Raw genomic sequence first — 25,606 nt, 5'->3', positions numbered from 1 at the left:
AAGGGAAGGTGATTAAATGATTTTTTTAACTAGACTAACAGACTTCACTTGGAAACAAATAAAGTGCTGCCTCTTCCCCGCCATTATATTTTGTGCACTTGGAATAACCAAATTTTTTCCACTACCTTTCATTACCCGCTACGATTTACTTTTATTGATTTGTTTGCTTACACAAATTTTATTGATTCGTTACGGTTTTGAAACTTTTGATGAACTGAAGGTCATCATGTTGTTCCATCTTATCGGGCTTGGTCTCGAAATCTATAAAGTACAGATGGGCTCTTGGAGTTATCCAGGTTCAGGCTTTGCTGTTTTACTCGGTGTCCCATTGTACAGCGGTTTTATGTACGCCAGTGTAGCCAGTTATATTTGTCGAGCCTTTAAAGAATTCCAATTACGCCTTGAAAATTGGCCCAATAGTTTTCTGGCAGTCGGGATTTGTCTCCTTATTTATGCCAACTTTTTTACTCATCACTTTTTACCCGATATTCGTTATATCCTAATCGTTCTTGTTTTACTCCTTTTTGCAAGAACACATGTTTATTTTACAGTTTCACAAAAGGAGCTAAAAATGCCTCTTTCACTTGCTTTTCTTCTCATCGCTTTTTTCATTTATTTGGCAGAAAATATCGCCAGTTTCTTTGGCGCTTGGAGTTATCCGGATCAGCTTGCCGCATGGCGTCCTGTACATATTGGAAAAATAACAAGTTGGTTTTTATTAATTATTATTAGCATCATTATTGTAGCGCAACTCAAAAAAAATAAAAAAGTGCTGGACTCTTTTCTTCTACTAAACACAAAAGCAGAAAATCTGTGGATTTTCTGCTTAAGTAATCATCTTTTCAAACAGTCACTTTTCCTCACGTGACTGTTTGATTTCTTTTTGAACACGTCGCAAGGCTTTTTTCGAACCGCGAGCAAAGTCATGTTGTTCTTTTCTTTCCTCGAAACTTGTAAACAACTGATTTAAGTCATAATCAGCCGGATAAAGTTCCACTCTTGAGGCAAGCAATTTCAGTCTTCGAGCCAAAACCTCTCGTTTCTTGCCGCCCGCATAAACGATCACTTCCCCACGTTCATGACTAAAAACAAGGCCGATTTCTCCTGTTTCAAGTAGTTGTACGCGGTCGCCTTTTTCAAGTGATGGCTGATGAGTTTGTTCTACAGGATGCGCTACGTTTTTTGGCTTAAAGTTCCGTTTTTCAAGCGCATAATCTTCCGTATTCATGTAATGCTTCGCTTTTTGTAAGACTTTGCGATCAATATTCATCTTTTCTGCAATATAAAGGGCATTGCTTTCACCAGATTCTCCGATAATGAGTTGATATTTCGGCGCAAGTGTCTCTGGATCAAACGCCATACGTGCATTGATAAAATCTGGATGCTTGCCTCCGTAACGTTTAATCGCCTCATAGTGCGTTGATGCAAGCGTTATACCCCCGCGGCGATAACATTCTTCAAGAATCGCGATTGCAAGCGCAGCACCTTCATTTGGCTCTGTCCCACTTCCAATCTCATCAAACAAGACAAGCGTTTTCTCATTGACCCGCGCTAAAATCTCGCCCGCATTTTGCATATGTGAAGAAAAAGTACTGAGTGCATTTTCTAAACTTTGATTGTCCCCAATATCCGCAAAAACTCGCTCAAAAACCGCAAGTTCCGAGTTTTCAGCAGCTGGAACATGCAGCCCTGCCATCATCATTAACGTCAAAAGTCCAACCGTTTTTAGCACAACCGTTTTTCCGCCCGCGTTCGACCCCGTAATAATCAAGCCGCGATAGTTTTCACCTATTGAAAAATCAAGAGGAACAGCTAATTTCATGGCAAGAAACGGATGTTTCGCTTGTTTCAATTTGATTTCGCCTCTTTCATTCACAGACGGACTTGTTGCTTCCATTTGCCTTGAGAGCTTCCCCTTCGCAAAGATGAAATCAAATTCCGTGATCACTTCGAGATTATGTTTAATCCCATCAAGTTCAGCAAGAACAGCCCCAGAAAGTGCTGCCAGAATTTGATAGATTTCCGCTTGCTCTTCTGCCTTCAAATTGGCACGAATGGCGCTTAATTTTGCAATCGTTTCTGGTTCTATAAAAACTGTCGTTCCTTTACTTGAAACTTCAATTACCGTACCGCGAACAAACTTTTGAAAGCTCGCTTTAATTGGAATCGTATCGTGAGCGTTCTTTCGCGTCACAAAGAATTCCTGAATATAAGACTTGTTTTCCGGATTCTTCATAAATTTATCCAAGCGCTCAGTCGTTTTTGCTTGATTATCCTCAAGAAGCTTCCGCGTTTTTCGCAAGGTTGCGCTTGCTACATTGTCCACTTCCCCGTTCCTAATCGCCTGACTAATCGCTTCTTCAATCTCCATAAAACTTTGAATGCTCTCCGCGAATCGAGCAAGCATCGGAGAGATCCCACTATTTTTTTCAAGAAACTGTTTGATACGCCTTGTACTTCGCAAAAAATCCGCAATGCCCATTAATTCAGCAGGTGTCATTTCAAAGCTTTTTTCAAGTTTAATAAGAGTTTGTTTCATTTTACTAATACCAAATAACGGCAAATTCTGTCCGCTATCTAAGATTTTCCGAGCCTCGCTCGTTTCAGTAAGTTTTGCTTCAATTGTGCGTTTATTTTTAAAAGGTTTTAGTTGCTGTGCTTTTTCTTTAGCCGCATCACTCACACAGTTTTCAGCTAATAGCTGTGTAAGTTCTGGGTATTCTAATTTATCAAAAGTAAGAGTATTCATTTTACGTTCTCCTTTCAAGCAAGAAGACACCATATCACGCGTCCACGATAACAAAAAAAACTGCAGAACAACCCCTGCAGTTTCTAAATATCTCTATACAAAAAGAGAGTCAACTTTAGAAAGTGTTGGCATCTTCATTAGGCAAGCAGAAATAAGCCTCAAAAGAGGAAAATTTTCATTTCTACTATTCAGTTCCTAAATTAAGATTCTACTACACTCACCAAAAGCACCTCGATTAAATTTTTAGGACGCTTACTTTCTACACTTTTCAGTTTACGGGGTGAAGCTTCCGTTGTCAAGACCCCCGTTTCTTGCAAGAAAAAAAAGGTTTTGCTTTTGAATTTTGTTTTTTTATAAAAGAGGGTTGCTTTCTTGTTAGATTTGCTTTACTATTGAAAAGGAACTTTTACAATTAAAACACAAATCCTCATCCGCGTTTGGTGAGGTAGAGGTTGCAGCGATCACTAGTAAACTTTTGGAGGCGCGCGAAACGCCAGTGAAGAAAGTTAAACAGGAAAGTTGCCGAAGTGAGATAAATTTTGCGGTTTATTTTGCTGGGACAGTTTGCGAAAGCAGCTGGACTGCTACTAAAACAGTCATTTTAGTAGGTGCGCTATCTGACAAGGATGAATTGACGTTAATTAAAATTCAATCCACTCTCTTCTGATAGCGAAGCGAGTGGTTTTTTTATTGACTAAAATCCTTTAAAGTGCATGAATAATCGACACAAAAAAAGGAGAGTTTGATTGATGAGTAATAATGAAAATGGCGACGTGAAACGCTCGCTCAAAACACGACATTTATCGATGATCGCAATCGGCGGGTCAATCGGAACGGGGCTTTTCCTCGCAAGTGGAAATGCGATCGCAACAGCAGGACCAGGAGGTGCACTTGTCGCTTATGTCGCGATTGGATTAATGGTTTTCTTCTTGATGACAAGTCTTGGGGAAATGGCGACTTATATGCCTGTATCTGGCTCTTTTAGTACCTATGCAACTCGCTTTGTTGACCCTGCTTTTGGTTTTGCACTTGGCTGGAACTACTGGTTTAACTGGGCCATCACACTTGCCGTTGACATCTCAACGGCGGCGATCATCGTCCAGTTCTGGTTTCCTCAAACTCCCGCTTGGTTATGGAGCACGATTTTCCTAGTTTTGATTTTCGGATTGAATGCTCTTTCCGTTCGGGCATACGGTGAAAGTGAATACTGGTTCTCCATCATCAAAGTGGCAACTGTTATTGTTTTCCTTGTCATCGGTGTTCTTACCATTTTTGGTATTCTCGGTGGTCAGTTTATCGGCTTTAAAAACTTTACATTTGGTGAAGCCCCATTTAAAGGCGGGTTCTTCGCGATTTTAGGAACTTTCCTCATTGCAGGTTTTTCCTTCCAAGGAACTGAACTTGTCGGAATTGCGGCTGGTGAAAGCGCGACACCAGAAAAAAGTGTCCCTAAAGCCATTAAACAAGTTTTCTGGCGGATTTTATTATTTTATATCTTTGCCATCTTTGTTATTGGGCTGATCATTCCTTATACAAGTCCAAACTTACTTGGCGGCGAAGCAACCGATGTTGCCATTAGTCCATTCACACTTGTATTTGAAAAAGCAGGACTGGCTTTTGCAGCTTCCGTTATGAATGCCGTCATTTTGACATCGGTACTATCTGCTGGAAACTCAGGATTATATGCATCAACACGGATGCTTTGGTCCATGGCTAAAGACCGCAAAGCACCTAAATTCTTAGCTAAAGTCAATAAACGCGGTATCCCAATGGCCGCTCTTGTTGTCACAACTATTGTCGGGGCGCTCACTTTTGTCACAACACTTAGTGAAAACGGAACGATTATCTATACATGGTTACTAAGCGCTTCTGGTCTAACTGGTTTCATTGCTTGGGTGGGAATTGCGATTAGTCACTATCGTTTCCGAAAAGCCTTTTTAAAACAAGGGCATGATTTAAGCGAGCTAAAATATCGCGCGAAATTCTTCCCATTTGGACCCATCCTCGCTTTAATCTTATGTATTCTAGTGATTATCGGACAAGACTATCAGTCATTCTTAAATCCTGATTTCACAAACCCTGCTTGGTGGCAAAAAATTGGTATTTCTTATATTGGATTGCCGATTTTCTTGATCTTCTGGTTGTCATACAAACTTGCAAGAAAAACCAAGATGGTTCCACTTGATGAAGCTAAGTTCGATCATCGTGAAAGCTAGTTAAACTAAAAGACGTAAGCAGGATAAACTTTCCTGCTTACGTCTTTTTTATTCGGTATAGTAACCGTTAGACGTCATTAAATGAATCAATCGCTTGATAAAGTCCTTACGATTTTCACTTTTATTCAAATAGGCAACATTCACTTCCTCCGCAAGTAGCTCAATCATTCTTGGAAAAATTTTATTAAAATCCTCTGAATCATCTTGATCAACCGATAAAGCGATCACTAAATTAACATCAACGCCCTCCCACTCAATACATTCACGTGAATGAATAACAAATATTCCAGTGCGATAAGAAACATATTTAATTGCATGTGGAACTGCTACTCCACTTGGAAAAGAAGTCGCAGACAAACGTTCTCTTTCTATGAGTTTCTCCTCAAAATTTTCAGGAACAAATTGCTTTTTGAGAAATCCCTCAGCAATCATTTCGAATATGTCCGCTTTATTTACACGTTCTGTCACTTCCTGATAGAAAGCTTCCTCGATTAGTTGGGGTAAAAGGACTTCTAAAAAAGTTTTATATTTTTCCTGCTTAATTTCCTCAACTTTCCTTCGTATCAAGTTCAAATCCTTTGTAGTGATAAATTCCTTGATTGTAACTGTTTTTGCTTGTGAAAAGAAGTCCCATTTCTTCTCGCTAACCATTTGTGTGAAAATGATTAAATTCGGCTGAATAGATAAATCGAGGTCTAATAGATCTTGCACTACTGCTTCAATAATGACTTCTTCTCCAAGTTCCTTCTTTATTCGACTTTTGATACGCTCTTCATTTGAGTTATAGCGAGGCGTTACAATCACCGCTCTGATTTTAGTCTCCGCTTTCCTCTGATCATCTACAAAAGAACCAATATGAAGTGCTAAAAAAGCAATTTCGTCATCTGAAATCGTCACTTTTAAGTCATTGGAAAGAATGGAACACAAATAAATAGCCATATCAAATAGAACAGGGTATTTCACTTTAATTTCTAGCAAACTTAAATTTCTAGAAAATTTTTGCTGTTTTGACCGTATATATAAATTTTGCACATGCAACAAGAGCCGTTTTTTTAAAAGCTTGATCATTAAAATCTAACAAATACACTTCTTTAATCTCAGCCAGTGCTCGCTTTAAAGACTTTAAAACTTGTGGTTCCACAAATTCTAATAATTCAACGTCAGTATGGCGAAATTCACCATCACATAAAAGTTGCAACTCCTGGCTATCCTCTTGGAGCAATTCAATCCCAAATCGTTCTGCTAGACAGTGATTGATTTCTTGAACAACATTCCCTGTTTCCACGTGTTCTTGATTCGTTTGCCACTTTGCAAATTCTTCTTTTGCTCGACCAATGGCAATAGCCAAATGCAAGATAAAATTTTGTAAAAAATACGAGTTTGGTTTTAGTTGAAACTTTTCAAATGTCCTAGTGACAATTTTTATAACTTCTTCTAAAGGAATCTCATCAAGAAATTTTTGGATATCTACTTCAAAACCAGTATCGCCTTGGTTAGTAGAGCGCATGAGTTGAACCATTAACCGTCGCTTATTTCGGCTTTTTCCTTCCAAAATAAAACGCCCTTGCTGTTGCCGAATCACTAAATCATATTTCCCCGCTAGCTTGCGTAGTGCAGCCAAATCAGCACGAATGCTCGCATCTGAAACATATAATGTATCCGCCATATCCAAAGCATCGATTCCTCGTTCTGTGTTTTTGAACATGCGCCGTAAAATATAAAAACGTCTACTATCAATAGACTCTTCCACTGAATCTGTCACTTGTGTCTGCTCATTTTGTAAAAGAATTCGGTAACCATCCCTATTTGCTTCAATTAAAGGACTAGGTCCTGTATTGATCGCTTTCACATAGTTTCGAATCGTTCGGTCCGTGACACCTAATACCTCAGCTAATTCCCTTGCAGAAACAAATCTCGTCTGTGATACATTTTTCAAATAAGCCACTAATCGCTCTTTATTAGGCATATTTCTCACCCTCACACTAGTGAGTGAAAAAACTAGCCCCCATTAAAATGCTAGTTTTCCACTTCGTTTTTCAATTAAATTTGTTCGCCATTCGTTTCAATGACCTGTTTGTACCAATCAAAGCTGTCTTTTTTAATTCGATCGCCACTTCCCCGACCTTCATCATCAAGATCTACATAAATGAAGCCATATCGTTTTGACATTTGCTGTGAAGAACAGCTGACAATATCAATTGGCCCCCACGCACAGTAAGCAATAACACGTGCTCCATCATAGATTGCCCTTCCCACTTGCTCAATATGTTTGCTTAAATAATCTACCCTGTAATCATCATGAATTTGACCATGTTCCACTTCATCATAAGTCCCAAATCCATTTTCAGCGATGATAATCGGCTTTTGATACCGATCTGCATATTGCGAAAGGGTATGGTAAAGACCTTGCGGATCAATCTTCCATCCCCACGGGCTTTCTGGAAGCATTGGATTAGGCGTCACTGATGCCGGTTTATCTTCATTGCGGCTACTATCTACCATTTGCGAGAAATAATAGGAAATCGCGAGATAATCCAACGTATTTTCTTTTAGCAATCTTTTTTTCTTCTGCGGTCATTTCAATTGTAAGCTTATTTTCTGCAAAATAATTTAGCGCATACTTTGGATAAACACCATTAAACTGTACATCCGTAAAGAAATATTGCATCCGGTTATGGCGCATGGCTAAAACCACATCATCTGGTTTACAAGAATAAGGATAGGTCGTTCCATCTGCAACCATCGTTCCAATCTCTAGATCAAATGGCAACTCCTTTGCATATTCTTTTATTTTAGCGCTAGCGACCATTTGATTATGAACAGCTTGGTACTCCGCTTCCTCTTGATTTTCAAATTGGTCAGAACATAATGCCAGTGAAAGAAACGGCTCTATTTGAATCATATTAATTTGATTAATAACAATCCAGTACTTTACTTGACCACCAAAACGATCTAACAAAACTTTGCCATACCGCGCAAACATATCGATAACCTGCTTATTTTGCCAACCGCCATAGTGAAGTGTGATCCCTATCGGAGTTTCATAATGTAACATCGTGATGATCGGTTCCATGTCGAGTGAAATTATTTTGTCGATCATACGCCCATAATGACTGAGTGCCTCTTCGTTTGGTTCCCTTTCATCACCATTTGGAAAAATTCTTGACCAATCTATCGAAGTTCTAAACGTTTTAAAGCCCATTTCGGCAAGCAGCTCCAGATCCGCTTCATAAGTATGATAGAAATCAATGCCATGACGTTTTGGATAATAATGACTAGTGTCATCCAAATGCTCCCGAACTTGTTTAAGTGTCATCCCTTCCTTTTCAATCTCCTGAATTTCTTGGTTGGATAATCCTTTTAAGTAAGGTTGCACATCAGAAGTATTTGGCTTTTTGCCATCAGCAGTAAAAGCACCTTCTGCTTGATTAGCGGCAATCGCTCCGCCCCACAAAAAAATTTTCAGGGAAATACGGATAGCTATTCTTTCTCATAGTGATCACTTTCCTTCCATTTCGAGATCTTGTTCAACTGCTTGTTTATCATACACTTTGAAAAATGGGTAATAAATTAACCAAGAAATGACGAACAAAACAACGATGAGCAAAAGCCCGGTAATTGACTTTGTAGTTACCCACGCAAGTATTGGGGCTGGCAAATACCACAACTGAAACGGTTCATACGGAATCGGAACAATTCCCCATTTCATTACAAACCACGTTATGATTGGGCCAACTAGCCCATTAATCCACATAGGAACCATCAAAATTGGATTAAACGCAATTGGCGCACCAAACACGATCGGTTCATTAATATTGAAAATTGATGGAATCAGCGATGCCTTCCCGATAATCCGTAGTCGATTGGATTTCGCCATAAATGCAAGCATAATACATAACGATAGCGTTGCCCCACCACCGCCAATCAAAAACAGTTGCCCAGCTTCTGAAGTAAAGATGTTAGTAACCGCTTCTCCAGCCGCATAATTAGCTTGATTTTGTGCAATAGCTGGCAAAGCGATGGCAACTTGAACAGGGTAAATAACCCAACTGGAAATGCCGAATGAATATAGAAAAGAAAATCCTAAGAAATAAATAATGACGAACCCCCCAAAAACTGGAACCAAGCTGAATGAGTGGTGAAAAGATGCTGTTTACAATATCATATAAGCTAATTCTCAATTCAAATGTGAACAACCAGCCCACCAAAAGAACAACAATAATCGGCAAAAGCGTATTGAACCAAACCGCTACAAAATCTGGAATCGGTGAATCATCACTAATGAATTTAAGTTTGGCAAAAAGCACCATGATCAATCCAACAAATAGCCCCGCTAAGAGAGCTGCTATCATGCCACCTGTTCCAAAAGCATTTAAATCAAATGTGATTTTTCCGCCATCTCCTGAAAGCGTTGGGAAAATCATAATTAAGAAAAAAGCGACACCCGCTAAGCCCGCCTGTTTTTCAACTCCTTTAATTCCTTTATGTTTCATTACTGACTGAGGAATAAGAAAAGAAATAAACAGGGAAAATAATCCGAAAGAAAATGTACTGATGGGAGACAAATCTGGAAAAGCCGGCCAGTAATCTTTAATAATCGCTAAAATCGTAGCAAATGATCCGATAAAAACCATTGGCATAGCCGTTAAAATGGCATCTTGAATGGAAGCGACCCAAGCATTTTTAAGCAATTTTATTTACTTTTGGAGAAAATCTATCTGTCATCCATGTCATAAATTTGTCCATGATGTCTGTCACCTCTCACTTGATTTTTTATACAACTTTATAAATTCTCGAATTAAGTTAAATTCCGTTTTCACAGTCATCAGTGTATCTTGCGCATGCCCAAACAGTGGGGAATAGGGAATTTCAATTCCTTCTGCTTCTTTTTGTAGTGTACTCGTTTGCACCCTGTGAGCTTGATGAATCTCTTCGTTTGCTCGCTCCATCAAGCTATCTGCTTCTGTAAAATCGCCATTTGCGGCTTGTTCAATTGCTTTAAAAACAAAATCTCTCGCATTTCCAGCATGTAAAATGACCTCCATGGAAAGCAAATTCAATTCTTCTTTTTTTTACTTTTTCCATACTAGTTCCCTTCCTTTAAAACTTCTTCAGCAAATTCAACGAGCCCCTTCCCGTCAAGAGAACCATAAATCTTTTGAGGGATAATACCATATTTCACACCTTTTTCCGCACAGACATCTTTTACTTCGTCGATCATGTATTTTAAATGCGGCGCCACTAAAAGTAAGTCTGTCGTCTCCAAATTATCATTTAACTCCGATTCGCTTTTAGCTTTGATTTCGAAATCCAAGCCACTTTTTTTTTGCGGCTTTTCTTGCCGCCGCCGCGACAAATCCTGAAGAAGCTCCTGCACCACAGACAAGTAAGATTTTTTTCGTCATCGTTCATTCCTCCTTTGTTAAATCAAGCATATCAGTTATAGAAAGCGCATTCATTTAAATTTTTTTCCTACTAGCAGGAAACGTAAGGATAGACTTATCAAAATCAATGGGGACTTGTTGCCTTAAAATCTCTGATAAGCCCAAATGCTAGAATTGTAGCCTCTATCACTTGTTGCTTTTCACTTTTTGAGAGTATATATTTAATAATATAGACAGCTAGCTAAAGGAGTGCATATCATGCAGATTTCAAACATGCCAAATCTAGGGAAAGTGAATGAAGAAAAACTAAATCTTGCTGGTATTAGGACTGCCGAAGAACTTGTCACGATCGGAACAGAATCGGCTTATTTAAAAACGAAACATCTTGTAGACAAAGGGGCTTGCCTGCATTTTCTTTATGCTCTTGAGGGAGCCATTTGTAACATTCCTAAAAAAGAGATCCCCGTTCAGCGAAAAGCAGAACTTAAAAGCTTTTATCAAGAAAATCAATAAAAAACCATCCTTTGTTTTAAAAATATAAAACAAAGGATGGTTTTGATTTAATCTCAATTAAGCTCTATATACTGCGTGTTTTTCCAAGCCTGCAACAAGTTCCTGATAGCTCATCTCCTCTTCATCGGAATAGACATAGTCACAGAATTCCATTCATTTCTCATTCACCAAAACATAAGCATACGAAGGAATATCTAGCGAAACTTCTTGAGTCAAATCTTTCAATTGCACAGTCTCACCAATAGATAGCTGCATGAGTGTTTCTAAATACTCCTGAGACAGACGTTCCATATCATAGCTAATCGTCAATTTATTCGTCTCAGTATCTTCTATTACTAATACAAAAACCGACTTATCTAAAACCGTTAATTCTTTATCCAACATGGATCTTGCAACTGTTTCAAAGTAAAGCCCTTCTTGCGTCATATAACGGTTAATCGCTTTTTCCGTGTTAAAACGTGATAAATAAACTTTCACATGTCGGTAATCTTTATAGTAGATGGGTGTTCCCTCTTGAATGCTATACATATCAACGATTTCATAGGTTTTATTTCCTTTTAGAAAAAAAACATGGACAGTAAAATAATTAAAATCAATAAACCTACTGCGACTAGCGGTAAAACCGTAAAAACAAAGAAGCCGATAATAAGCCCCTCCTCTCTAAATTATCTGTTGAACTTCCAAAATGTGTAAGAGACACTTTTTCAAGACCATTTTTTTTCTTTTCTACTTTTGTACTTAACTATCCATTTTATGTATTCACCTCTGACTATTCTAAAAACTACCCGCATTCATCATACACAATAAAAATGAAGTTTGCAACGAGAGGAAGAAGCGTTTGCGAAGTAAACTTCAGCTAATGATTTTCCCGAAGAGAAATGTATTCTGCACCCGCCATTTTGATTTTGCAAATCCCCAGTGATTCCTCTCCACATATGACAAATTTTCCGTTCCCTTTTCATTATTTGCACGAAAACGATAGCTAAGCAGAAAAATACTCTTGACCACTAAAAAGTATAGCGGTTAAGAGTGTTTCGAAAAGTTTCATTCCATTTTATGACCTTCTAATTGAAGCAAGTATTTCTTGCGCCTGATGCCACCCCCGTAGCCGCCAAGTTCTCCATTTGTCTGGATCACTCGGTGACACGGGATAACGATCGCGATTTTATTCAAGCCATTGGCATTTCCAACCGCTCGAACGAGATTCTTATTGCCAAGCGTGAGTGCGATCTCTTGATAGGATCTTGTTTCGCCTGAAGGGATCTCAAGTAGTGACTGCCATACTTGTTTTTGAAACGGCGTGCCATCCAAATGAAGCGGTATCGTAAAATCCGTTCGTTCTTGCGCAAAGTATTCTTCTAGCTCTTGTTCGAGTTTGGCATTCGTTTCTGTTTTCCCTACTAAAATTCGGGCGTTGTGTTTTTTTCGTAGCTGTTCAATTTCACGTTCTAAGCCACGCCGATCCATGAATTCAAGCAGGTACAACGCTTCTTCATCTGTGAGGCTGAACATTCGCCCAACTGGCGTCGCGATAATATTGGCGTAAAGCGGCTTCACTTCGGTTTTTTTGGGCGGATTCCCCATGATTTTAGTGAAAGCATCATTGAAGGCACTTGCGGATTCATATCCAAGCGAAACTTGCTGGTCTATGACTTTTTCGCCCGCTAAGATTTCTTTGAAAGCAATCCCCATTCGTCTTGAGCGCGCGTATTGCACAAAAGTCATGCCGTAAATCTCTTTAAATTTGCGGCGCGCTGTAGCAGAATGGATCCCTAGTTCGTGAAAATCAGCTTCTTTCCAGCGCTTTTCTGGATGGGCCTCAACGGCAGCGACGAGCGTTTCGACTTCTTCTGGGATGCTATTCGGATAAGTTAGTGGCATGCAACGTTTGCAAGGTCTAAATCCGGCCAGTAATGCTTCTTCTGCCGTCAAAAAGAATTCGCAGTTCTCAAACTTAGGCTTTCTAGCCGGACAGCTCGCATGGCAAAAAATCCCCGTTGTTTTGATTCCTGCAAAAAAAGTGCCATCGTACTGTTTATTTTTATGAAGCAGCGCCTCGTAAAATTCTCGGGCTTTCGTTTCTGAAATAGCCATTTTCCTCACTCCTTTGTGACTTTTCGCTCTCTTTATTTCTTATTATAACCCTTTTTCCAAATTTTACTTTCGAAAAATGAACAACTATTTTCATGCACAAAAAAGAAGCCGCACTGAAAACGACTTCTTTCTTTTTTCGCAAGAACACAGTGGATTTTGCGAGGCTTCATGCTTTTTCCTTATAATCCCCTGCTTTTTTAAGATTCGTATCAAGTTTCACCTCGTGGCCTTCACGGACGAATAGCGGTAAGCTTAGGAAACTATGCGTTTCTTCAAACCATTCGCCATCTGATTCGACCACATCTGTCATGCCTTCATCCTTGACAAGGCGTGTCCATTTTCCTTTTGGTAAGTAAAATCTCGCTTTACCTTCTTTGTTGAAGATTGGTGCAACAAGTAAACTATCCCCAAGCATATATTGTAGATCAAGCCCATAAGTGTTTGGATCATTCGCAAATTCAAGGAAAAGTGGGCGCATAAGTGGGATTCCTTCTTCCACAGCTTTGCGCGCTTGCGGATACAAATATGGCATCATTTGTACTTTGAGCTTCGTAAATTTGCGCGTTACTTCAACGGCTTCTTCGTCAAATAGCCAAGGCACACGGTACTGGATGTTTCCGTGATAGCGCGAATGCGAGGATAACAATCCAAATTGCGTCCAGCGCTTGTAAAGATCAGCTGGTGTACTTTCTTCAAACCCACCAATATCATGGCTCCAGAAGTTAAAACCGCTTAATAAGAAGGATAAACCACCGCGTAAAGTATCTGCCATTGACGTATAGCTTGAAACATTATCCCCGCCCCAATGAACTGGGAATTGTTGTCCGCCAACGGTCGCGCTTCTCGCAAAAACAACTGCTTCACGGTCCCCTTTTTCGGCCTTAAGCACTTCATAAACCGCTTCATTATAGAGGTGTGTGTAGAAATTATGCGCACCTTGTGGATTCGAGCCATCATAAAATTTAGCATCATACATTGGCACACGTTCCCCAAAGTCCGTTTTAAAGCAATCTACGCCCATTTCTAGCAAACGTTTCAAATGAGTTTGATACCAACAAACCGCATCTGGATTCGTGAAATCAACGTAAGCATTGCCCGCTTGCCAAAGATCCCACTGCCAAGGCGTACCATCTTCATGCGTAATAAAATATCCCTTTTCGACTCCTTCTTTAAAGAGAGGCGACTTTTGCGCAATATAAGGATTGATCCACACGCAGATTTTAAGACCCTTATCATGCAAACGACGAAGCAACCCTTTCGGATCCGGGAAAGCCTCCTTATCCCACTCAAAATTACTCCACTCAAACCCCTTCATCCAAAAACAGTCAAAGTGAAACACATCAAGCGGCAAATCGCGTTCTTCCATACCATCGATAAACTTCATCACCGTTTCTTCCGAATAATCCGTCGTAAACGAAGTTGAAAGCCAAAGCCCAAACGTCCAAGCAGGAGGAAGAGTGCCGCCACCCGTCAATTTGTTGAATTTGCCGAGTACCTCTTTTGCAGATGCCCCTGCGATGACAAAGTATTCCAGATGCTCGCCTTCAGTTGCAAATTGCACGCGTTGCACGTTTTCGGATGCAATCTCAAAACTCACAGGTTGACTGTGATTCACGAATACGCCGTAGTAAAGCCCATCTTGCTTTTTAAGCCCTGGCTTACACGCCAAGTAAAACGGGATATTTTTATACGATTGTTCCGAACCTGTACCACCATCTTTATTGATAATTTCCACCGTTTGGCCGTTTTTCACAAATGGTGTAAAGCGTTCCCCAGTTCCATAAATTTTCGTATCCACATCAAGATTCAACATTTCGCGCATAAAATGCTTCGAACGCTTCAAAATTGTCCCCGCCTGACGCGCATCCTGATAATTCGCTTGCGCACCAGACACACTTAGCGGATACATCGACCCGGCTGTAATGTCATCAATCGACGCTTGTGCGGCTTGCTCCGAAGCGGTTAGCTCATGGCGCTCTCCTGATGCGTCTGTAAAATGAAAAGCCATCCTAAAGTCGCCGTGAAGCGGCAATTCTACATCAAGCTGACCAGAGCTCAGTTTCGCGTTTCCTGCCCGAACGCCCGCGCCTTGTCCGTTTACTTCACCTTCCTCAATTTCGACTTTCGGTGCCACGTTTTTCTCAGGATAAAGTGTGTAGCGCGGATTTTTGTCATCCACGTCGAAATGCGTCAACCGAATGCCAATCACGTTTTCCATCGGCGAGAACGCACGAATCGTTGTATTTCCGACATTAAGTGTGTTCCCGCGTTCGATGATTTTCCGGTACGTAGCGTAGGCAAGAAGCGAGTCATTTCCAGCTTCATCTGGCACAGCGGAAGCTTCATAAACCTCAACTGGATTTTCAATTTTATATTGCTCTTTACTTAACCAATAACCATCTGTAAATTTCATCATCATTCTCCTTTATGATTTATTTTACTCGGATAGTTCACGAGCGTGTTTTTCGTCAAGTTCGGATGCCATTTGGTCTTCAAATTTATCCAAGTTATTGAAGTAAAGGGCAATCGCGGATAGAATGTAGCCAATCAGCGGAATCCAGATGAAGCCGAGCGAAATCGCGTTTAGAGCTGTATCTGGCTGGCTCGTTGCATTTGCGCCCGTCGATTCGATGTAGTGACCCATGGCAAGTACTGCAGAGAGAAGCATCGAACCAAGTCCCATCCCCAGTTTCGCGGAAAAAGAAGAGAAAGAGGTAACAAAACCTTCAGCACGAATGCCATTTTTCCATTCTCCAAAATCCACTGCGTCCGAGAGCATGACGGCAATTAGTGCTCCGATCAAACCTTGGCTTAGGTAGAAGAAAACGACGGCTGTTAAAATAACCGGCACATTCCCGCCCATTTGTTCAGAGAAAAATAGTAAAAGTTGGGAAACGATCGTTCCAATCATTCCGATCATCATCGTGTTGCGTTTCCCGATTTTGCCGACAAAAAACGGAACAAGCGCGGTTGTAGCCAGTTGAAGTGTAGTTCCAAGAAGTGTAAGCGAGCCGAGTGCTTCTTGACCTAGATTATATTTGAAGTAATAAGGAAGCGCGCTTGAGCGAATCGCAAAAGCTCCCCAGAAAACAAAGTTGATGAAAATAATGATAAACCACGGATAGTTTCCTTTAATTGCTTTCACGCTTTCTCGCATGGGAACTGAACGTTTCGAGTCTCGCGTTACAACGCGTTCTTTCGTTCCAAAAAACGCAGTAAACATCGCGATGATCGTAATAACGCCGAGGATAATTGCCCAAATCGTCCAACCAGAAGCTGATTTCGAGCCACTCGCGCCATCGCCCATCAATCCGCCAAAGAAAATAACAGCGGGAAGGGTTAACGGCAAGAATAGCGCCGACCCAAAGTTTCCAAAAAATTGACGAATCGTTGAAAGTGTCACACGCTCTTTAGGATTAGAGGTGAGTGCTGGTAAAATCGAAGTAACGGGAATATTAATAGCCGAATAAAGAACTTTCGCGCCAATATAGGCGATATAAATCCATACAATTTTCGCTGTTTCACTGCCCATAATAAAGCTTGGAGCTGAAAAAGCCATGACACAAAAAATGGCAAATGGAATCGTGAACCAAAGCCAGTACGGCCGTGATTTTCCCCATTTAGTGTGCGTCCGGTCGATCAGTTGTCCCCAAAAAATGCCGTCAACTGAATCGATGATGGCTGTTAACGCGAAAAGTCCAGCAGTCGCTGCTGCCGCAACGCCAAGTGTATCCGTACAGAATACAAGAAAATACGTTCCTAAAATTTGAAAAACTGTATTACAGCCAAAGTCACTCATTGCATATGCGATTCGCTCTTTCCAAGGCACTTGATTCGCTCTGACCGTTTTTGCCGGTGTGCTAATTGCCCCGCCAGCCACATTTTTTTGATCTAGATTTTGCTCCACTTTGCTCCCTCATTTCTGTTTTATCAATAAGATTTTTTTGCTAGAACCCGCAAATGACTATTGTACGAATGCATGTTGCTTGATAAAGGCAACGCTTTCATAAAACTTCCTAATTTATTTTCAATCAAAACTCTTAAAGTCTTTTATAGTGATAGCGTTTTCAATTCAAGCGAAACTTTACAATTAATTTTTGTTTCCATCTGAACTGGGCTAGACCTTCACTTCCTTCCATTCAAAGTTGACTTAGGTTTATTTGTACGATAAACTAACTTACAAGAACTAATATAAAAGATTCTAAAATAATTGTCAACCGCTTTCAAAAAATATATGCTATGATTATAGACAAAAGCGAAAGGAGCCGCCCTATGATTTCCAGTAAATACACCATTCGTGAACAAAACGAAGCGAAAATATTAAATTTTATTATTCAAAACAAAGAAATTTCGAGAGCGAAACTATCCGAGCTATCCAAACTAAACAAGGCTTCCGTTTCGTCGATCACGAAAAAGCTCATGGATATTGATCTAATTTTCGAAACACGCATCGGTGACTCCTCGAATGTCGGTGGAAGAAAGCCGATCATGTTATCTTTCAATAAAAGATCGTCCTTACTGCTCGCACTCGACATTGGCTACAACTACATCGAAGCGGCTTTAGCGTATATCGATGGTACGATTATTAAAAGTATTAGCCAAAAAGACAAACTGATTTCCTCAGAAAATGCGATTTCTGTTATAGAAGAAACGGTGCGCAATTTAACGGCAGATCTTCCAGAAACTCCACATGGCATTGTTGGAATGACGCTTGCGATTCACGGGCAAGTGTCAAATGAAGAAATTATTTTCACGCCTTACTACGATCTTGACCAACTAGATTTATTTACTGAGCTCGGCGCGCGATACGCCTTTCCGATTTACATCGAGAACGAAGCCAATTTATCAGCACTCGGTGAATACACGTTTTCATCAGAATACGAAAAATTGATCGCAATCAGCATGCATAGCGGAATTGGGGCTGGGATCGTTGAAGCCGGTAAGTTGCATCTCGGAAAAGACGGGAAAGCAGGTGAAATCGGACATACTATTTTTCAACCACACGGTAAGGCTTGTCCCTGCGGAAATAGTGGCTGCTTAGAACGTTACGGAGCGAATGAAGTGATCTACAGTGAACTTCGCGAATTAAAAGGACTTGAAAAAGTCAATTCAGATGTGCTTGTTCGTTATTATGAAGAAAAAGATCCGGAAACTTTAGCTCTACTCCAAAAATATTCTGATATTCTAAGTGTAGGCATCAATAATATCATTATGATGTATGCGCCAGAAATCGTTGTGATCAACAGCTCGATTACGAGAAAAATCCCGATTACGATTGATTTCATTAAAGAACGTGTAGCTAACCGTCTCGCTGCCGATGTCATCATCAAAAACACTTCCCTTGGCGAGAATTCCACGCTTTACGGGGCGCTCGCCTTCACCGCACAGAAGTATTTGAATATCGAGCGGCTGAAGCTTGCCGAATAACTCTATAAAAGCCAAAAAGGCATTCGTCTTTTTGGCTTTTTCTTTGTTCGCATTTTCATTTTTGCCTACTTTCATTTTAATGTCAAAAATCCACCCCTAAATTTCAACCTTCGTAAATCCAATCACAAACTTAAAACAAAAAAAAGTCCCCAAACAACACAAAAAAACGCCCCTATCCGGCCGTTCAAACTGGCTATAATAAGAATGTCATTATAGATTATTCATTATTATAGGAGGAAAAAAACATGAACGACATGAAAGAAGAACTTTTCAAACGTTTAGACGACAAAAAGGATCGCATCGTGAGCATTCGACGTCATTTACACGAACACCCAGAATTATCCTTCCATGAAACAAACACCAAACAATACATCGTTGACTTCTACCGCGACAAAGATTGCGACGTTCAAACCTTTACTGGCGGAAACGGCGTAGTAGTCACAATTGATAGCGGGAAACCCGGGAAAACTCTCGCTATTCGCGCCGACTTTGACGCGCTTCCCATTAAAGAAGAAACAGGCCTTCCTTTCGCTTCGCAAAACGAAGGCGTGATGCATGCTTGCGGCCATGATGGTCACACAGCTTACATGCTTATCCTCGCAGAAACTTTAATTGAATTAAAAGATCAATTCACAGGCAAAATCAAAGTATTACACCAACCTGCCGAAGAAGTTCCTCCAGGCGGGGCACTTCAAATGATCAAAGATGGCGCTTTAGACGGCGTCGACAATGTTATCGGCATTCACGTGATGAGTCCTATGGATACAGGCGGAGTTTTCTACCGTGAAGGAGCCATCCAAACCGGTCGTTCCTATTTCAATGTGACCATCCACGGAAAAGGCGGACACGGCTCGTCCCCTCACATGGCAAATGATGCCATCGTTGCAGCAAGCTATTTTGTAACTGCTGTTCAAACAGTCATCAGTCGGCGTTTGGACCCATTCAGTGTTGGGACAATTACAATTGGCTCTTTTGATGGAAAAGGTCAATTTAATGTCATAAAAGATCACGTAACTCTTGAAGGCGATGTTCGTGCCATGACAGAAGAAACACGTAAACTTATTCAAACGGAGATTACACGTATTCTTGATGGTATCAAAGCCATGTTTGGCATCACTTACGACCTTGACTATCAAAATGACTATCCCGTCCTTATGAACGACGAAAAATTGACCGATTTTGTTTCCCAAACATTGAAAGATGCAGATATTAAAGAAGTAACTGAAGTGACACGTTGCGAACCACAACCTCCATCCGAAGATTTTGCTTACTATGCTGAAAAAGTACCAAGCTGTTTCTTCTACGTGGGCGCAAAACCAGCAAACGGGGTCTTTTATCCCCATCACCATCCAAAATTTGACATTAACGAAGACTGCTTGCTAATTGCTGCTAAATCAATGGGCGCAGTGGTTTCTGAATACTTGAAAGGAAGTGCAAACTAATGCAACAAGAACAAACCACTTATAAAGGAACGAACCGACTGATTATCGGAATCGTATTTGGGGTTCTAACCTTCTGGCTGTTCGCACAGTCGATGGTAAATATTGTCCCCGCCATTCAAAGTGACATCGGGATTTCATCCGATTTGCTCAATATCGCAATTAGTCTTACCGCCCTCTTCTCTGGAATCTTTATCGTTGTTGCTGGCGGACTAGCTGATAAATTTGGTCGAATGAAACTCACTTATATCGGACTTGTTTTAAGTATTTTAGGCTCGCTACTCATTGTCCTTGCTCATGGAGCCACACTTCTCATCATTGGTCGTGTTATCCAAGGACTTTCTGCTGCCTGCATCATGCCGGCAACCCTTTCGCTTATGAAAACTTACTTTGACGGGAAAGACCGCCAACGTGCTTTAAGCTACTGGTCGATTGGTTCTTGGGGTGGTTCTGGATTCTGTTCCTTCGTCGGTGGTGCCATCGCCACTTACATGGGCTGGCGCTGGATTTTCATCATTTCGATCATCATCGCACTTCTCGGCATGCTTCTTATTAAAGGCACACCAGAAAGCAAAGTAGCGCAAACAGGAAATAAAGGCCGTTTCGATACTTGGGGCCTTGTTACCTTTGTCATCGCAATGGTTTGTTTGAACCTTGTCATTACACGTGGCTCTACATTTGGTTGGACAAGTCCAACAACAATCATCATGATTCTTGTCTTCCTAATCAGTGCCTTTTTCTTCTTCCGCATTGAACTACGCCAAACAAATGGCTTTATCGAATTCAGCCTCTTCAAAAACATGGCTTATAGCGGGGCAACACTTTCCAACTTCTTGCTAAATGCAGCAGCTGGAACACTCGTTGTTGCAAACACTTACGTCCAAGTAGGGCGCGGCTTTACCGCCTTCCAATCAGGTTTGCTCACGCTCGGCTATGTAGTCTGCGTGCTTGCAATGATTCGCGTCGGTGAAAAACTATTACAAAAAATCGGAGCAAGAAAACCGATGATTTTTGGCTCCCTCATCACGGCGATCGGGATTGCACTCATGGCCATGACCTTCTTGCCTAATTTGATTTACTTGATCTTTGTCTTCATTGGATATGCTTTCTTCGGTCTAGGACTTGGCATCTATGCAACGCCTTCAACCGATACAGCCGTATCCAACTCGCCAGAAGATAAAGTCGGTGTAGCATCAGGAATCTACAAAATGGCAAGTTCACTTGGTGGATCTTTCGGCGTTGCGATTTCTGCCACTGTATACGGTGTCATTGCAGCAAGTGGAAATATCGAAGTCGCAGCAATGGTTGGCTTACTTACGAACGTAGCTTTCTGCGTCCTTTCCCTGCTTGCCGTTATCTTCATGACACCACAAACCAAAAAAGCTGTCCAAACTGTGCAAACTAACGAATAGGAGTTGTCTCGAATGCGTGAAAAATTTAATGAAAATGCTAGATGAGCGCCAAGATGAAATGATCAAAATCAGACGCCATCTCCACAATCATCCCGAACTGTCTTTTCAAGAAGAAAAAACCGCTCAGTTCGTCCTTGATTTCTATCAAGGAAAGCCAGTTGAAATTGATCAAGAAGTCGGAAATGGCCACGGCATTATTGTCACCATCGAAGGTGCTAAACCCGGCAAAACAATTGGTCTTCGCGCCGATTTTGATGCCCTTCCGATCGAAGAAGAAACGGGCCTTCCCTTTGCTTCATCCGAAAAAGGCGTGATGCACGCTTGCGGTCATGATGGGCATACGGCTTACTTGCTTGTACTTGCGGATTGCCTGATTGAACTGAAAGATGAACTAAAAGGTACGATTAAAATTATTCATCAACATGCTGAAGAACTTCCTCCTGGTGGGGCAAAAAGTATGGTAGAATCCGGCTTGCTAGATGACGTGGAACACATTTATGGCATTCACTTCTTCCCATTCAAGAAAGCAGGCGAAGTGGCTTACCATCCCGGCTACGCAATGGCCGGCCGAAGCTACTTCAAGTTGCGTATCCAAGGGAAAGGTGGTCACGGCTCGTCACCACATATGGCAAATGACGCCATTGTTGCTGGTGCCCATTTTGTGAACGCCGTCCAAACTATCGTTTCTCGCTCATTAAATCCCTTTGATATGGGAGTTGTGACGATTGGTTCGTTCGACGGTGCGGGGCAATTTAACGTCATTAAAGATCACGTGACGCTTGAAGGCGATATGCGCTACATGACAAACGAAGTGGCAGACAAACTCGACGAACGCATTCGTGAAATCGTAAAAGGCATCGAAGCAGAATTTGGTGTGACTTGCGAGCTTGAACTTACTCGTGACTATCCACCACTTTACAACGACGAAAAAATCACCATGCAAATTGCTGAAACACTTGAGCAAAAAGGAATCGGTGATTATCTAACGTCGGTTAGCGAGTTCCCACAACTTTCCGGATCTGAAGACTTTGCTTACTATCTTGAAAAAATCCCGGGCTCATTCTTCTACGTTGGTGCCGCTCCTAAAGGCGTCGAAAATCCTTACTTCAATCACCATCCGAAGTTCGATATCGATGAAGATGCCCTCCTCGTTGCAGCAAAATCTGTTGCGGATGTGGCACTTGCTGATTTATTTGCTTAAGTTACACCAAAACGTTCTAAATTTTAATCATTTTACGACTTTATAAGTGAAATTCTTGTAAGAACCATGTATCTATGACATGGTTCTTTTTTCATTTCTTTTCGGGACATCATTTAGCTTCTGATTTCTATAAATCCGTTAAAAATCCATATTGATGTAAACGATATAAACTAGGGTAACAGGCATTTAAGAAGCCCTTATCTAATTCAATATTTTTTTCGTAAAGATAAATAAGAGTCTGGTAATCAAGTTCTTGTAATGATCTCATTTCTACATCTCCAATATCTATTTACACAACAAGTATCCCTTCCTCTTTTAAAAAGATACCCTAAAATGAGACTTATTAAATGCATGGATTTGCTTATAATAAATCAGTTCGTTCTCATCTCATATCGGCCTCTCACTTGCTCCTTGATTGCTTATTCATTTGATGTCGAACCATAACTTTACCAGCTAATGATTAGTCCTTTTTCTTTGTTTAACCAAAATTTATTGATATAACTGCAAACCGCCTCCAAAAGAAAAGACCAAAAATCCAGTTCTTTTAGAGGCGGTTTATTTATTTCTTACTAGGAATTAGTTAAAAACTTTGTTTGAAATATCTTTTCCAAATTTTTCACGTTCTATTTCAATCGTGTGAGCATTTGGTACACGCTCTGCACTTTCAAAAATAGAAGGGCTGTAAGATACTTCATAACTTGTAGGAGTAGTTTTAGAAGGATCTAACGTTACTTTGGAAAACGTATTTGTTCGAGCCGGTTGAATGTAGATCGCCCGTTCATTTTGATCGTATCCAGACCAGTAAATGTTTCGATCACTTTCTCCCGTTTCATCAATTTTTTTCCCAACCAGGTGCAATGGCAACAGATCTTGCCACACGGTATAGGGTCATTATCGCTTCACTATCTGATGGCTTATCTACAAATTCACTTAAATAAGCAGCTTTGACAAAACGACTTGGAGAAGTATAGTCCCCTGGTAGTCCTAATAGACCTGAACCTGAACCAATTTGTTTGACGATTTCTCCACGAATTTCATTTGGTTCATTGCGGTCGTATCCAGACAAATGCATATAATTTCTTAAATTACTGATATGAAAATGATATTCTGGGCTATTAGTTAGTATTCCAATCGCATTTCGATAAACTTTAAAACGACCTTTTTCAGTCGGTTGAAGAACAACGTGTTCTTGATTGCGATCTGTGAAACAATAATGTAAAGGGAAATGAGCTCCTTCCACATAATCTTCATCCACTAATACAATCTCCTTAATAGCTTCTTCAATTTCATCTACTGTACCGCACTGGCTTAAAATCCAAGTCACTATTTCTTCGCCATACATTGGCTTTTTACCCTCTGCTAGAATTTCATCTCTTGCAGCCCAGCTTGATTCTTTTAATACTAATAATCCGCCAACAAGACCTTCTTCATTTATGCCATCAGCTAAGGCATTCGAAAACGATACACCCACACCCATAAAGCTAAATTTACTTGTAAAGGTTTCCTCCTTTCCTTGTATAGGGTAATTTTTTGGAAACATTTTAACTTCAACCGTTTCCTCAAATGTCTCATCTAGGGTTCTAGACCAGTACATATTCCCCTCTTTAGATTGTAAAGTAATACTTGTGCACATCTCCATCTTCCTCTCTATTTTGTTATCAATCTAATTAAGATCGATTTGTTCATTGTATCACATAATCATTTAATATTGTATTGATATTGTATTATAATTGCATATACATTGTATAAATAGTTAAAAAATGGGTTCCTATCCGGCGCCACACCTCCATTAGATTTTTACTAAATTTATCATGTCCACTTGATGATTTTAATTTGACGTGTGTGAGCATGAAACTTAAATCGTCCCTTTCCCATTTAAATTCTAAAAAAATAAAGTGCCACCCCTCTTAGCATTTAACTTAATGAGCCCCCTTACGAAACCTAGCTCATCTCAAAGTTTAGCATTTTACAAATCATTAAAGTTAGATTATTCGGACTTTTATTCAGAAAACTAATCTAGTAAAAAAACACTTTTTAAAAATTCTTAGCGATGACGATTTCGTTCCATCATCGCTCAGCTTCATTCGTTTACCTATCTATTTCGTCATACACCTTATCTAGCTTCCTCCGTTACCCGGTAAATATGGATAGTTAAATACACTTGCTCATCGCGTGTTAATTCAGCTTGGTGTGTACTTTTTTAAATATTGATCGATTTTAAGCATACAGCGAAACGCTTCTGGATACTTCACTCGAACTTGTTCATACAAAAAATCGTCTCCAGACTCTTTGATTTCATCGGTCAACATCCGCTGTGCAAAATATTGTAAATGAGTAACAAAACGTGTGTAGTTTAAAGACGTTTCGTCAAGAACCATACCGTAGTGATACGTCACGATATTTAGAATATCCTGTACGATCCTTGTCATCTCAAACGTTGTCCGCATTTGTTGACCGTCTTGTCTAGCATTCACAATATGAAGCGCCATAAAACCGGCCTCATCCTCTCCAAGAAGCACACCTAATTCCTCTTGAATCATTCCAAGTGCCTTTAAGCCAATACAATATTCCTTATGATAAAATCGTTTTATTTCAAATAATAATGCATTTTTCATATCCAGTCCTTGTCTATGCCGAGAAACTGCAAAGTTAATGTGATCGGTTAGTGTAATATAAATATTATCACTCAGTTCAGCATCCAAAGTTTCTTTTGCATATTGAATAATATCATCTGCAACACGGAAGGTTTTCGGAGAAATTTCATTTAATAATTCCATTAACTGCTCTGACATTTCATTTGATCGCATTATAAATGTTTTTTCAATTTTTGCTTCATCAACCTCATCCCCGACTTTCTTTTGAAAGGCTATCCCTCGGCCCATCACAACAATCTCTTTTGCATGTTCATTTTCTGCCCACACCACATTATTATTCAGCACCTTCTTGATTTTCATACAGTTTCCTCCTCCTTTCAAAAGAAAAAAAACCTTAATCAATTTAATCACTGCACACCAAAAACAGTTCTTAAATTAACCCAGGTTTTGCCTGCCGAACAGTAACAATCCTTTTTCATTATCTTTCTTTATTATAGTATACGGAGAAACCGTTTGCAAGCTCGTTCTCATCGCTTTTATTCCCTTTTTCAGAAGTGTTTTTTTCTTTTTTTGGTTT

At 40.2% G+C, this 25,606-nt stretch carries 19 protein-coding genes, 3 pseudogenes and 1 riboswitch; of the genes and pseudogenes, 7 read left to right on the top strand and 15 right to left on the bottom strand.

What is annotated here, in order from left to right:
• Nucleotides 1-16 precede the first annotated feature (16 nt).
• On the top strand, nucleotides 17-868 hold the full coding sequence (locus MAQA_RS06610) for a DUF817 domain-containing protein (RefSeq protein ID WP_052008509.1): 852 nt from the start codon (nucleotides 17-19) through the stop codon (nucleotides 866-868).
• Here the strand turns inward: MAQA_RS06610 and MAQA_RS06605 are convergent.
• Entirely contained in the window at nucleotides 851-2,749 is a 1,899-nt protein-coding gene (locus MAQA_RS06605; RefSeq protein WP_036072432.1) for an endonuclease MutS2, read from the bottom strand. The genes MAQA_RS06610 and MAQA_RS06605 overlap by 18 nt on opposite strands.
• Before the next feature lie 438 nt (nucleotides 2,750-3,187).
• Nucleotides 3,188-3,373, top strand: a riboswitch (Lysine riboswitch).
• Nucleotides 3,374-3,498: 125 nt separating this feature from the next.
• On the opposite strand from MAQA_RS06605, the gene MAQA_RS06600 reads away from it, so the two are divergent.
• A complete protein-coding gene (locus tag MAQA_RS06600; RefSeq protein ID WP_036072430.1) occupies nucleotides 3,499-4,965 on the top strand; it encodes an amino acid permease in 1,467 nt (488 codons plus the stop codon).
• 48 nt (nucleotides 4,966-5,013) lie between these two features.
• Here MAQA_RS06600 and MAQA_RS06595 read toward each other — a convergent pair whose 3' ends face one another.
• The 7 genes and pseudogenes from MAQA_RS06595 to MAQA_RS06570 form a co-directional block, all read right to left on the bottom strand.
• A complete protein-coding gene (locus MAQA_RS06595) occupies nucleotides 5,014-6,033 on the bottom strand; it encodes a PTS sugar transporter subunit IIA (protein WP_077913571.1) in 1,020 nt (339 codons plus the stop codon).
• Nucleotides 5,954-6,931 (bottom strand): BglG family transcription antiterminator, encoded by a 978-nt coding sequence (locus MAQA_RS06590; RefSeq protein WP_036072426.1) that lies wholly within the window; start codon nucleotides 6,929-6,931, stop codon nucleotides 5,954-5,956. The genes MAQA_RS06595 and MAQA_RS06590 overlap by 80 nt, the downstream gene beginning before the upstream one ends.
• Nucleotides 6,932-7,005: 74 nt before the next feature.
• Nucleotides 7,006-8,449, bottom strand: a pseudogene (locus MAQA_RS06585) (glycoside hydrolase family 1 protein).
• Between the two features lie 15 nt (nucleotides 8,450-8,464).
• On the bottom strand, nucleotides 8,465-9,007 hold the full coding sequence (locus MAQA_RS15510) for a PTS transporter subunit EIIC (protein WP_241463144.1): 543 nt from the start codon (nucleotides 9,005-9,007) through the stop codon (nucleotides 8,465-8,467).
• Nucleotides 8,952-9,656: a hypothetical protein gene (locus tag MAQA_RS15505; RefSeq protein WP_241463146.1), complete on the bottom strand. Its 705-nt coding sequence runs from the start codon at nucleotides 9,654-9,656 to the stop codon at nucleotides 8,952-8,954. The genes MAQA_RS15510 and MAQA_RS15505 overlap by 56 nt, the downstream gene beginning before the upstream one ends.
• A 63-nt stretch (nucleotides 9,657-9,719) precedes the next feature.
• Complete coding sequence (locus MAQA_RS06575; protein WP_052008519.1) at nucleotides 9,720-10,010, bottom strand: PTS sugar transporter subunit IIA; 291 nt, start codon at nucleotides 10,008-10,010, stop codon at nucleotides 9,720-9,722.
• Between the two features lie 41 nt (nucleotides 10,011-10,051).
• A pseudogene (locus tag MAQA_RS06570) lies at nucleotides 10,052-10,370 on the bottom strand (PTS sugar transporter subunit IIB).
• A gap of 237 nt (nucleotides 10,371-10,607) precedes the next feature.
• Here MAQA_RS06570 and MAQA_RS06565 point away from each other — a divergent pair.
• Nucleotides 10,608-10,862, top strand: coding sequence for a TfoX/Sxy family protein (locus tag MAQA_RS06565; RefSeq protein WP_036072422.1), 255 nt, complete (start codon nucleotides 10,608-10,610; stop codon nucleotides 10,860-10,862).
• A gap of 153 nt (nucleotides 10,863-11,015) precedes the next feature.
• Here the strand turns inward: MAQA_RS06565 and MAQA_RS06560 are convergent, their stop codons facing one another.
• The 4 genes from MAQA_RS06560 to MAQA_RS06545 all read right to left on the bottom strand — a co-directional run bounded on the left by MAQA_RS06560 (nucleotide 11,016) and on the right by MAQA_RS06545 (nucleotide 16,863).
• Complete coding sequence (locus MAQA_RS06560) at nucleotides 11,016-11,390, bottom strand: hypothetical protein (RefSeq protein WP_036072420.1); 375 nt, start codon at nucleotides 11,388-11,390, stop codon at nucleotides 11,016-11,018.
• Between the two features lie 516 nt (nucleotides 11,391-11,906).
• A complete protein-coding gene (locus MAQA_RS06555; RefSeq protein ID WP_036072418.1) occupies nucleotides 11,907-12,956 on the bottom strand; it encodes a bifunctional transcriptional activator/DNA repair enzyme AdaA in 1,050 nt (349 codons plus the stop codon).
• 166 nt (nucleotides 12,957-13,122) lie between these two features.
• Nucleotides 13,123-15,369, bottom strand: a complete 2,247-nt coding sequence (yicI, locus tag MAQA_RS06550) for an alpha-xylosidase (protein WP_052008508.1) — start codon at nucleotides 15,367-15,369, stop codon at nucleotides 13,123-13,125.
• 24 nt (nucleotides 15,370-15,393) lie between these two features.
• Nucleotides 15,394-16,863: a glycoside-pentoside-hexuronide (GPH):cation symporter gene (locus tag MAQA_RS06545; protein WP_206537529.1), complete on the bottom strand. Its 1,470-nt coding sequence runs from the start codon at nucleotides 16,861-16,863 to the stop codon at nucleotides 15,394-15,396.
• Between the two features lie 365 nt (nucleotides 16,864-17,228).
• Between MAQA_RS06545 and MAQA_RS06540 the strand changes: the two genes are divergently transcribed.
• The 4 genes from MAQA_RS06540 (at nucleotide 17,229) to MAQA_RS06525 (ending at nucleotide 22,435) form a co-directional block, all read left to right on the top strand.
• Nucleotides 17,229-18,383, top strand: a complete 1,155-nt coding sequence (locus tag MAQA_RS06540) for an ROK family protein (RefSeq protein WP_036072416.1) — start codon at nucleotides 17,229-17,231, stop codon at nucleotides 18,381-18,383.
• 254 nt (nucleotides 18,384-18,637) lie between these two features.
• Nucleotides 18,638-19,825 carry a M20 family metallopeptidase gene (locus tag MAQA_RS06535; protein WP_036072568.1) on the top strand — a complete coding sequence of 396 codons (1,188 nt, stop codon included), beginning with the start codon at nucleotides 18,638-18,640 and terminating at the stop codon, nucleotides 19,823-19,825.
• Entirely contained in the window at nucleotides 19,825-21,234 is a 1,410-nt protein-coding gene (locus MAQA_RS06530; RefSeq protein ID WP_036072414.1) for an MFS transporter, read from the top strand. Before MAQA_RS06535 ends, MAQA_RS06530 begins: the two co-directional genes overlap by 1 nt.
• Nucleotides 21,235-21,262: 28 nt before the next feature.
• Nucleotides 21,263-22,435 (top strand): amidohydrolase, encoded by a 1,173-nt coding sequence (locus tag MAQA_RS06525; RefSeq protein WP_036072567.1) that lies wholly within the window; start codon nucleotides 21,263-21,265, stop codon nucleotides 22,433-22,435.
• 576 nt (nucleotides 22,436-23,011) lie between these two features.
• Here MAQA_RS06525 and MAQA_RS06520 read toward each other — a convergent pair.
• From MAQA_RS06520 to licT, 3 genes and pseudogenes are all read right to left on the bottom strand, one after another.
• On the bottom strand, nucleotides 23,012-23,299 hold the full coding sequence (locus MAQA_RS06520) for a hypothetical protein (RefSeq protein WP_149023327.1): 288 nt from the start codon (nucleotides 23,297-23,299) through the stop codon (nucleotides 23,012-23,014).
• Nucleotides 23,268-24,029 carry a linear amide C-N hydrolase gene (locus tag MAQA_RS06515; RefSeq protein WP_036072410.1) on the bottom strand — a complete coding sequence of 254 codons (762 nt, stop codon included), beginning with the start codon at nucleotides 24,027-24,029 and terminating at the stop codon, nucleotides 23,268-23,270. Before MAQA_RS06515 ends, MAQA_RS06520 begins: the two co-directional genes overlap by 32 nt.
• A 519-nt stretch (nucleotides 24,030-24,548) precedes the next feature.
• Nucleotides 24,549-25,389, bottom strand: a pseudogene (gene licT / locus MAQA_RS06510) (BglG family transcription antiterminator LicT).
• Between the last annotated feature and the right edge of the window lie 217 nt (nucleotides 25,390-25,606).

The organism is Listeria aquatica FSL S10-1188, from assembly GCF_000525795.1.
Taxonomy (GTDB): domain Bacteria; phylum Bacillota; class Bacilli; order Lactobacillales; family Listeriaceae; genus Listeria; species Listeria aquatica.
Note: the sequence above shows the minus strand (reverse complement) of the source record. Positions and strands in the feature narration are given on the sequence as shown.

Excerpts from the sequence above, each read along its gene's own strand:
- MAQA_RS06515 (WP_036072410.1), bottom strand. The coding sequence starts at position 24,029 with ATGTACTGGTCTAGAACCCTAGATGAGACATTTGAGGAAACGGTTGAA.
- MAQA_RS06565 (WP_036072422.1), top strand. The coding sequence starts at position 10,608 with ATGCAGATTTCAAACATGCCAAATCTAGGGAAAGTGAATGAAGAAAAA.
- MAQA_RS06595 (WP_077913571.1), bottom strand. The coding sequence starts at position 6,033 with ATGATCAAGCTTTTAAAAAAACGGCTCTTGTTGCATGTGCAAAATTTA.
- MAQA_RS06555 (WP_036072418.1), bottom strand. The coding sequence starts at position 12,956 with ATGGCTATTTCAGAAACGAAAGCCCGAGAATTTTACGAGGCGCTGCTT.
- MAQA_RS06575 (WP_052008519.1), bottom strand. The coding sequence starts at position 10,010 with ATGGAGGTCATTTTACATGCTGGAAATGCGAGAGATTTTGTTTTTAAA.
- yicI (WP_052008508.1), bottom strand. The coding sequence starts at position 15,369 with ATGAAATTTACAGATGGTTATTGGTTAAGTAAAGAGCAATATAAAATT.
- MAQA_RS06530 (WP_036072414.1), top strand. The coding sequence starts at position 19,825 with ATGCAACAAGAACAAACCACTTATAAAGGAACGAACCGACTGATTATC.
- MAQA_RS06610 (WP_052008509.1), top strand. The coding sequence starts at position 17 with ATGATTTTTTTAACTAGACTAACAGACTTCACTTGGAAACAAATAAAG.
- MAQA_RS06540 (WP_036072416.1), top strand. The coding sequence starts at position 17,229 with ATGATTTCCAGTAAATACACCATTCGTGAACAAAACGAAGCGAAAATA.
- MAQA_RS06560 (WP_036072420.1), bottom strand. The coding sequence starts at position 11,390 with ATGTATAGCATTCAAGAGGGAACACCCATCTACTATAAAGATTACCGA.
- MAQA_RS06605 (WP_036072432.1), bottom strand. The coding sequence starts at position 2,749 with ATGAATACTCTTACTTTTGATAAATTAGAATACCCAGAACTTACACAG.
- MAQA_RS06600 (WP_036072430.1), top strand. The coding sequence starts at position 3,499 with ATGAGTAATAATGAAAATGGCGACGTGAAACGCTCGCTCAAAACACGA.
- MAQA_RS06535 (WP_036072568.1), top strand. The coding sequence starts at position 18,638 with ATGAAAGAAGAACTTTTCAAACGTTTAGACGACAAAAAGGATCGCATC.
- MAQA_RS06590 (WP_036072426.1), bottom strand. The coding sequence starts at position 6,931 with ATGCCTAATAAAGAGCGATTAGTGGCTTATTTGAAAAATGTATCACAG.
- MAQA_RS06525 (WP_036072567.1), top strand. The coding sequence starts at position 21,263 with ATGAAAATGCTAGATGAGCGCCAAGATGAAATGATCAAAATCAGACGC.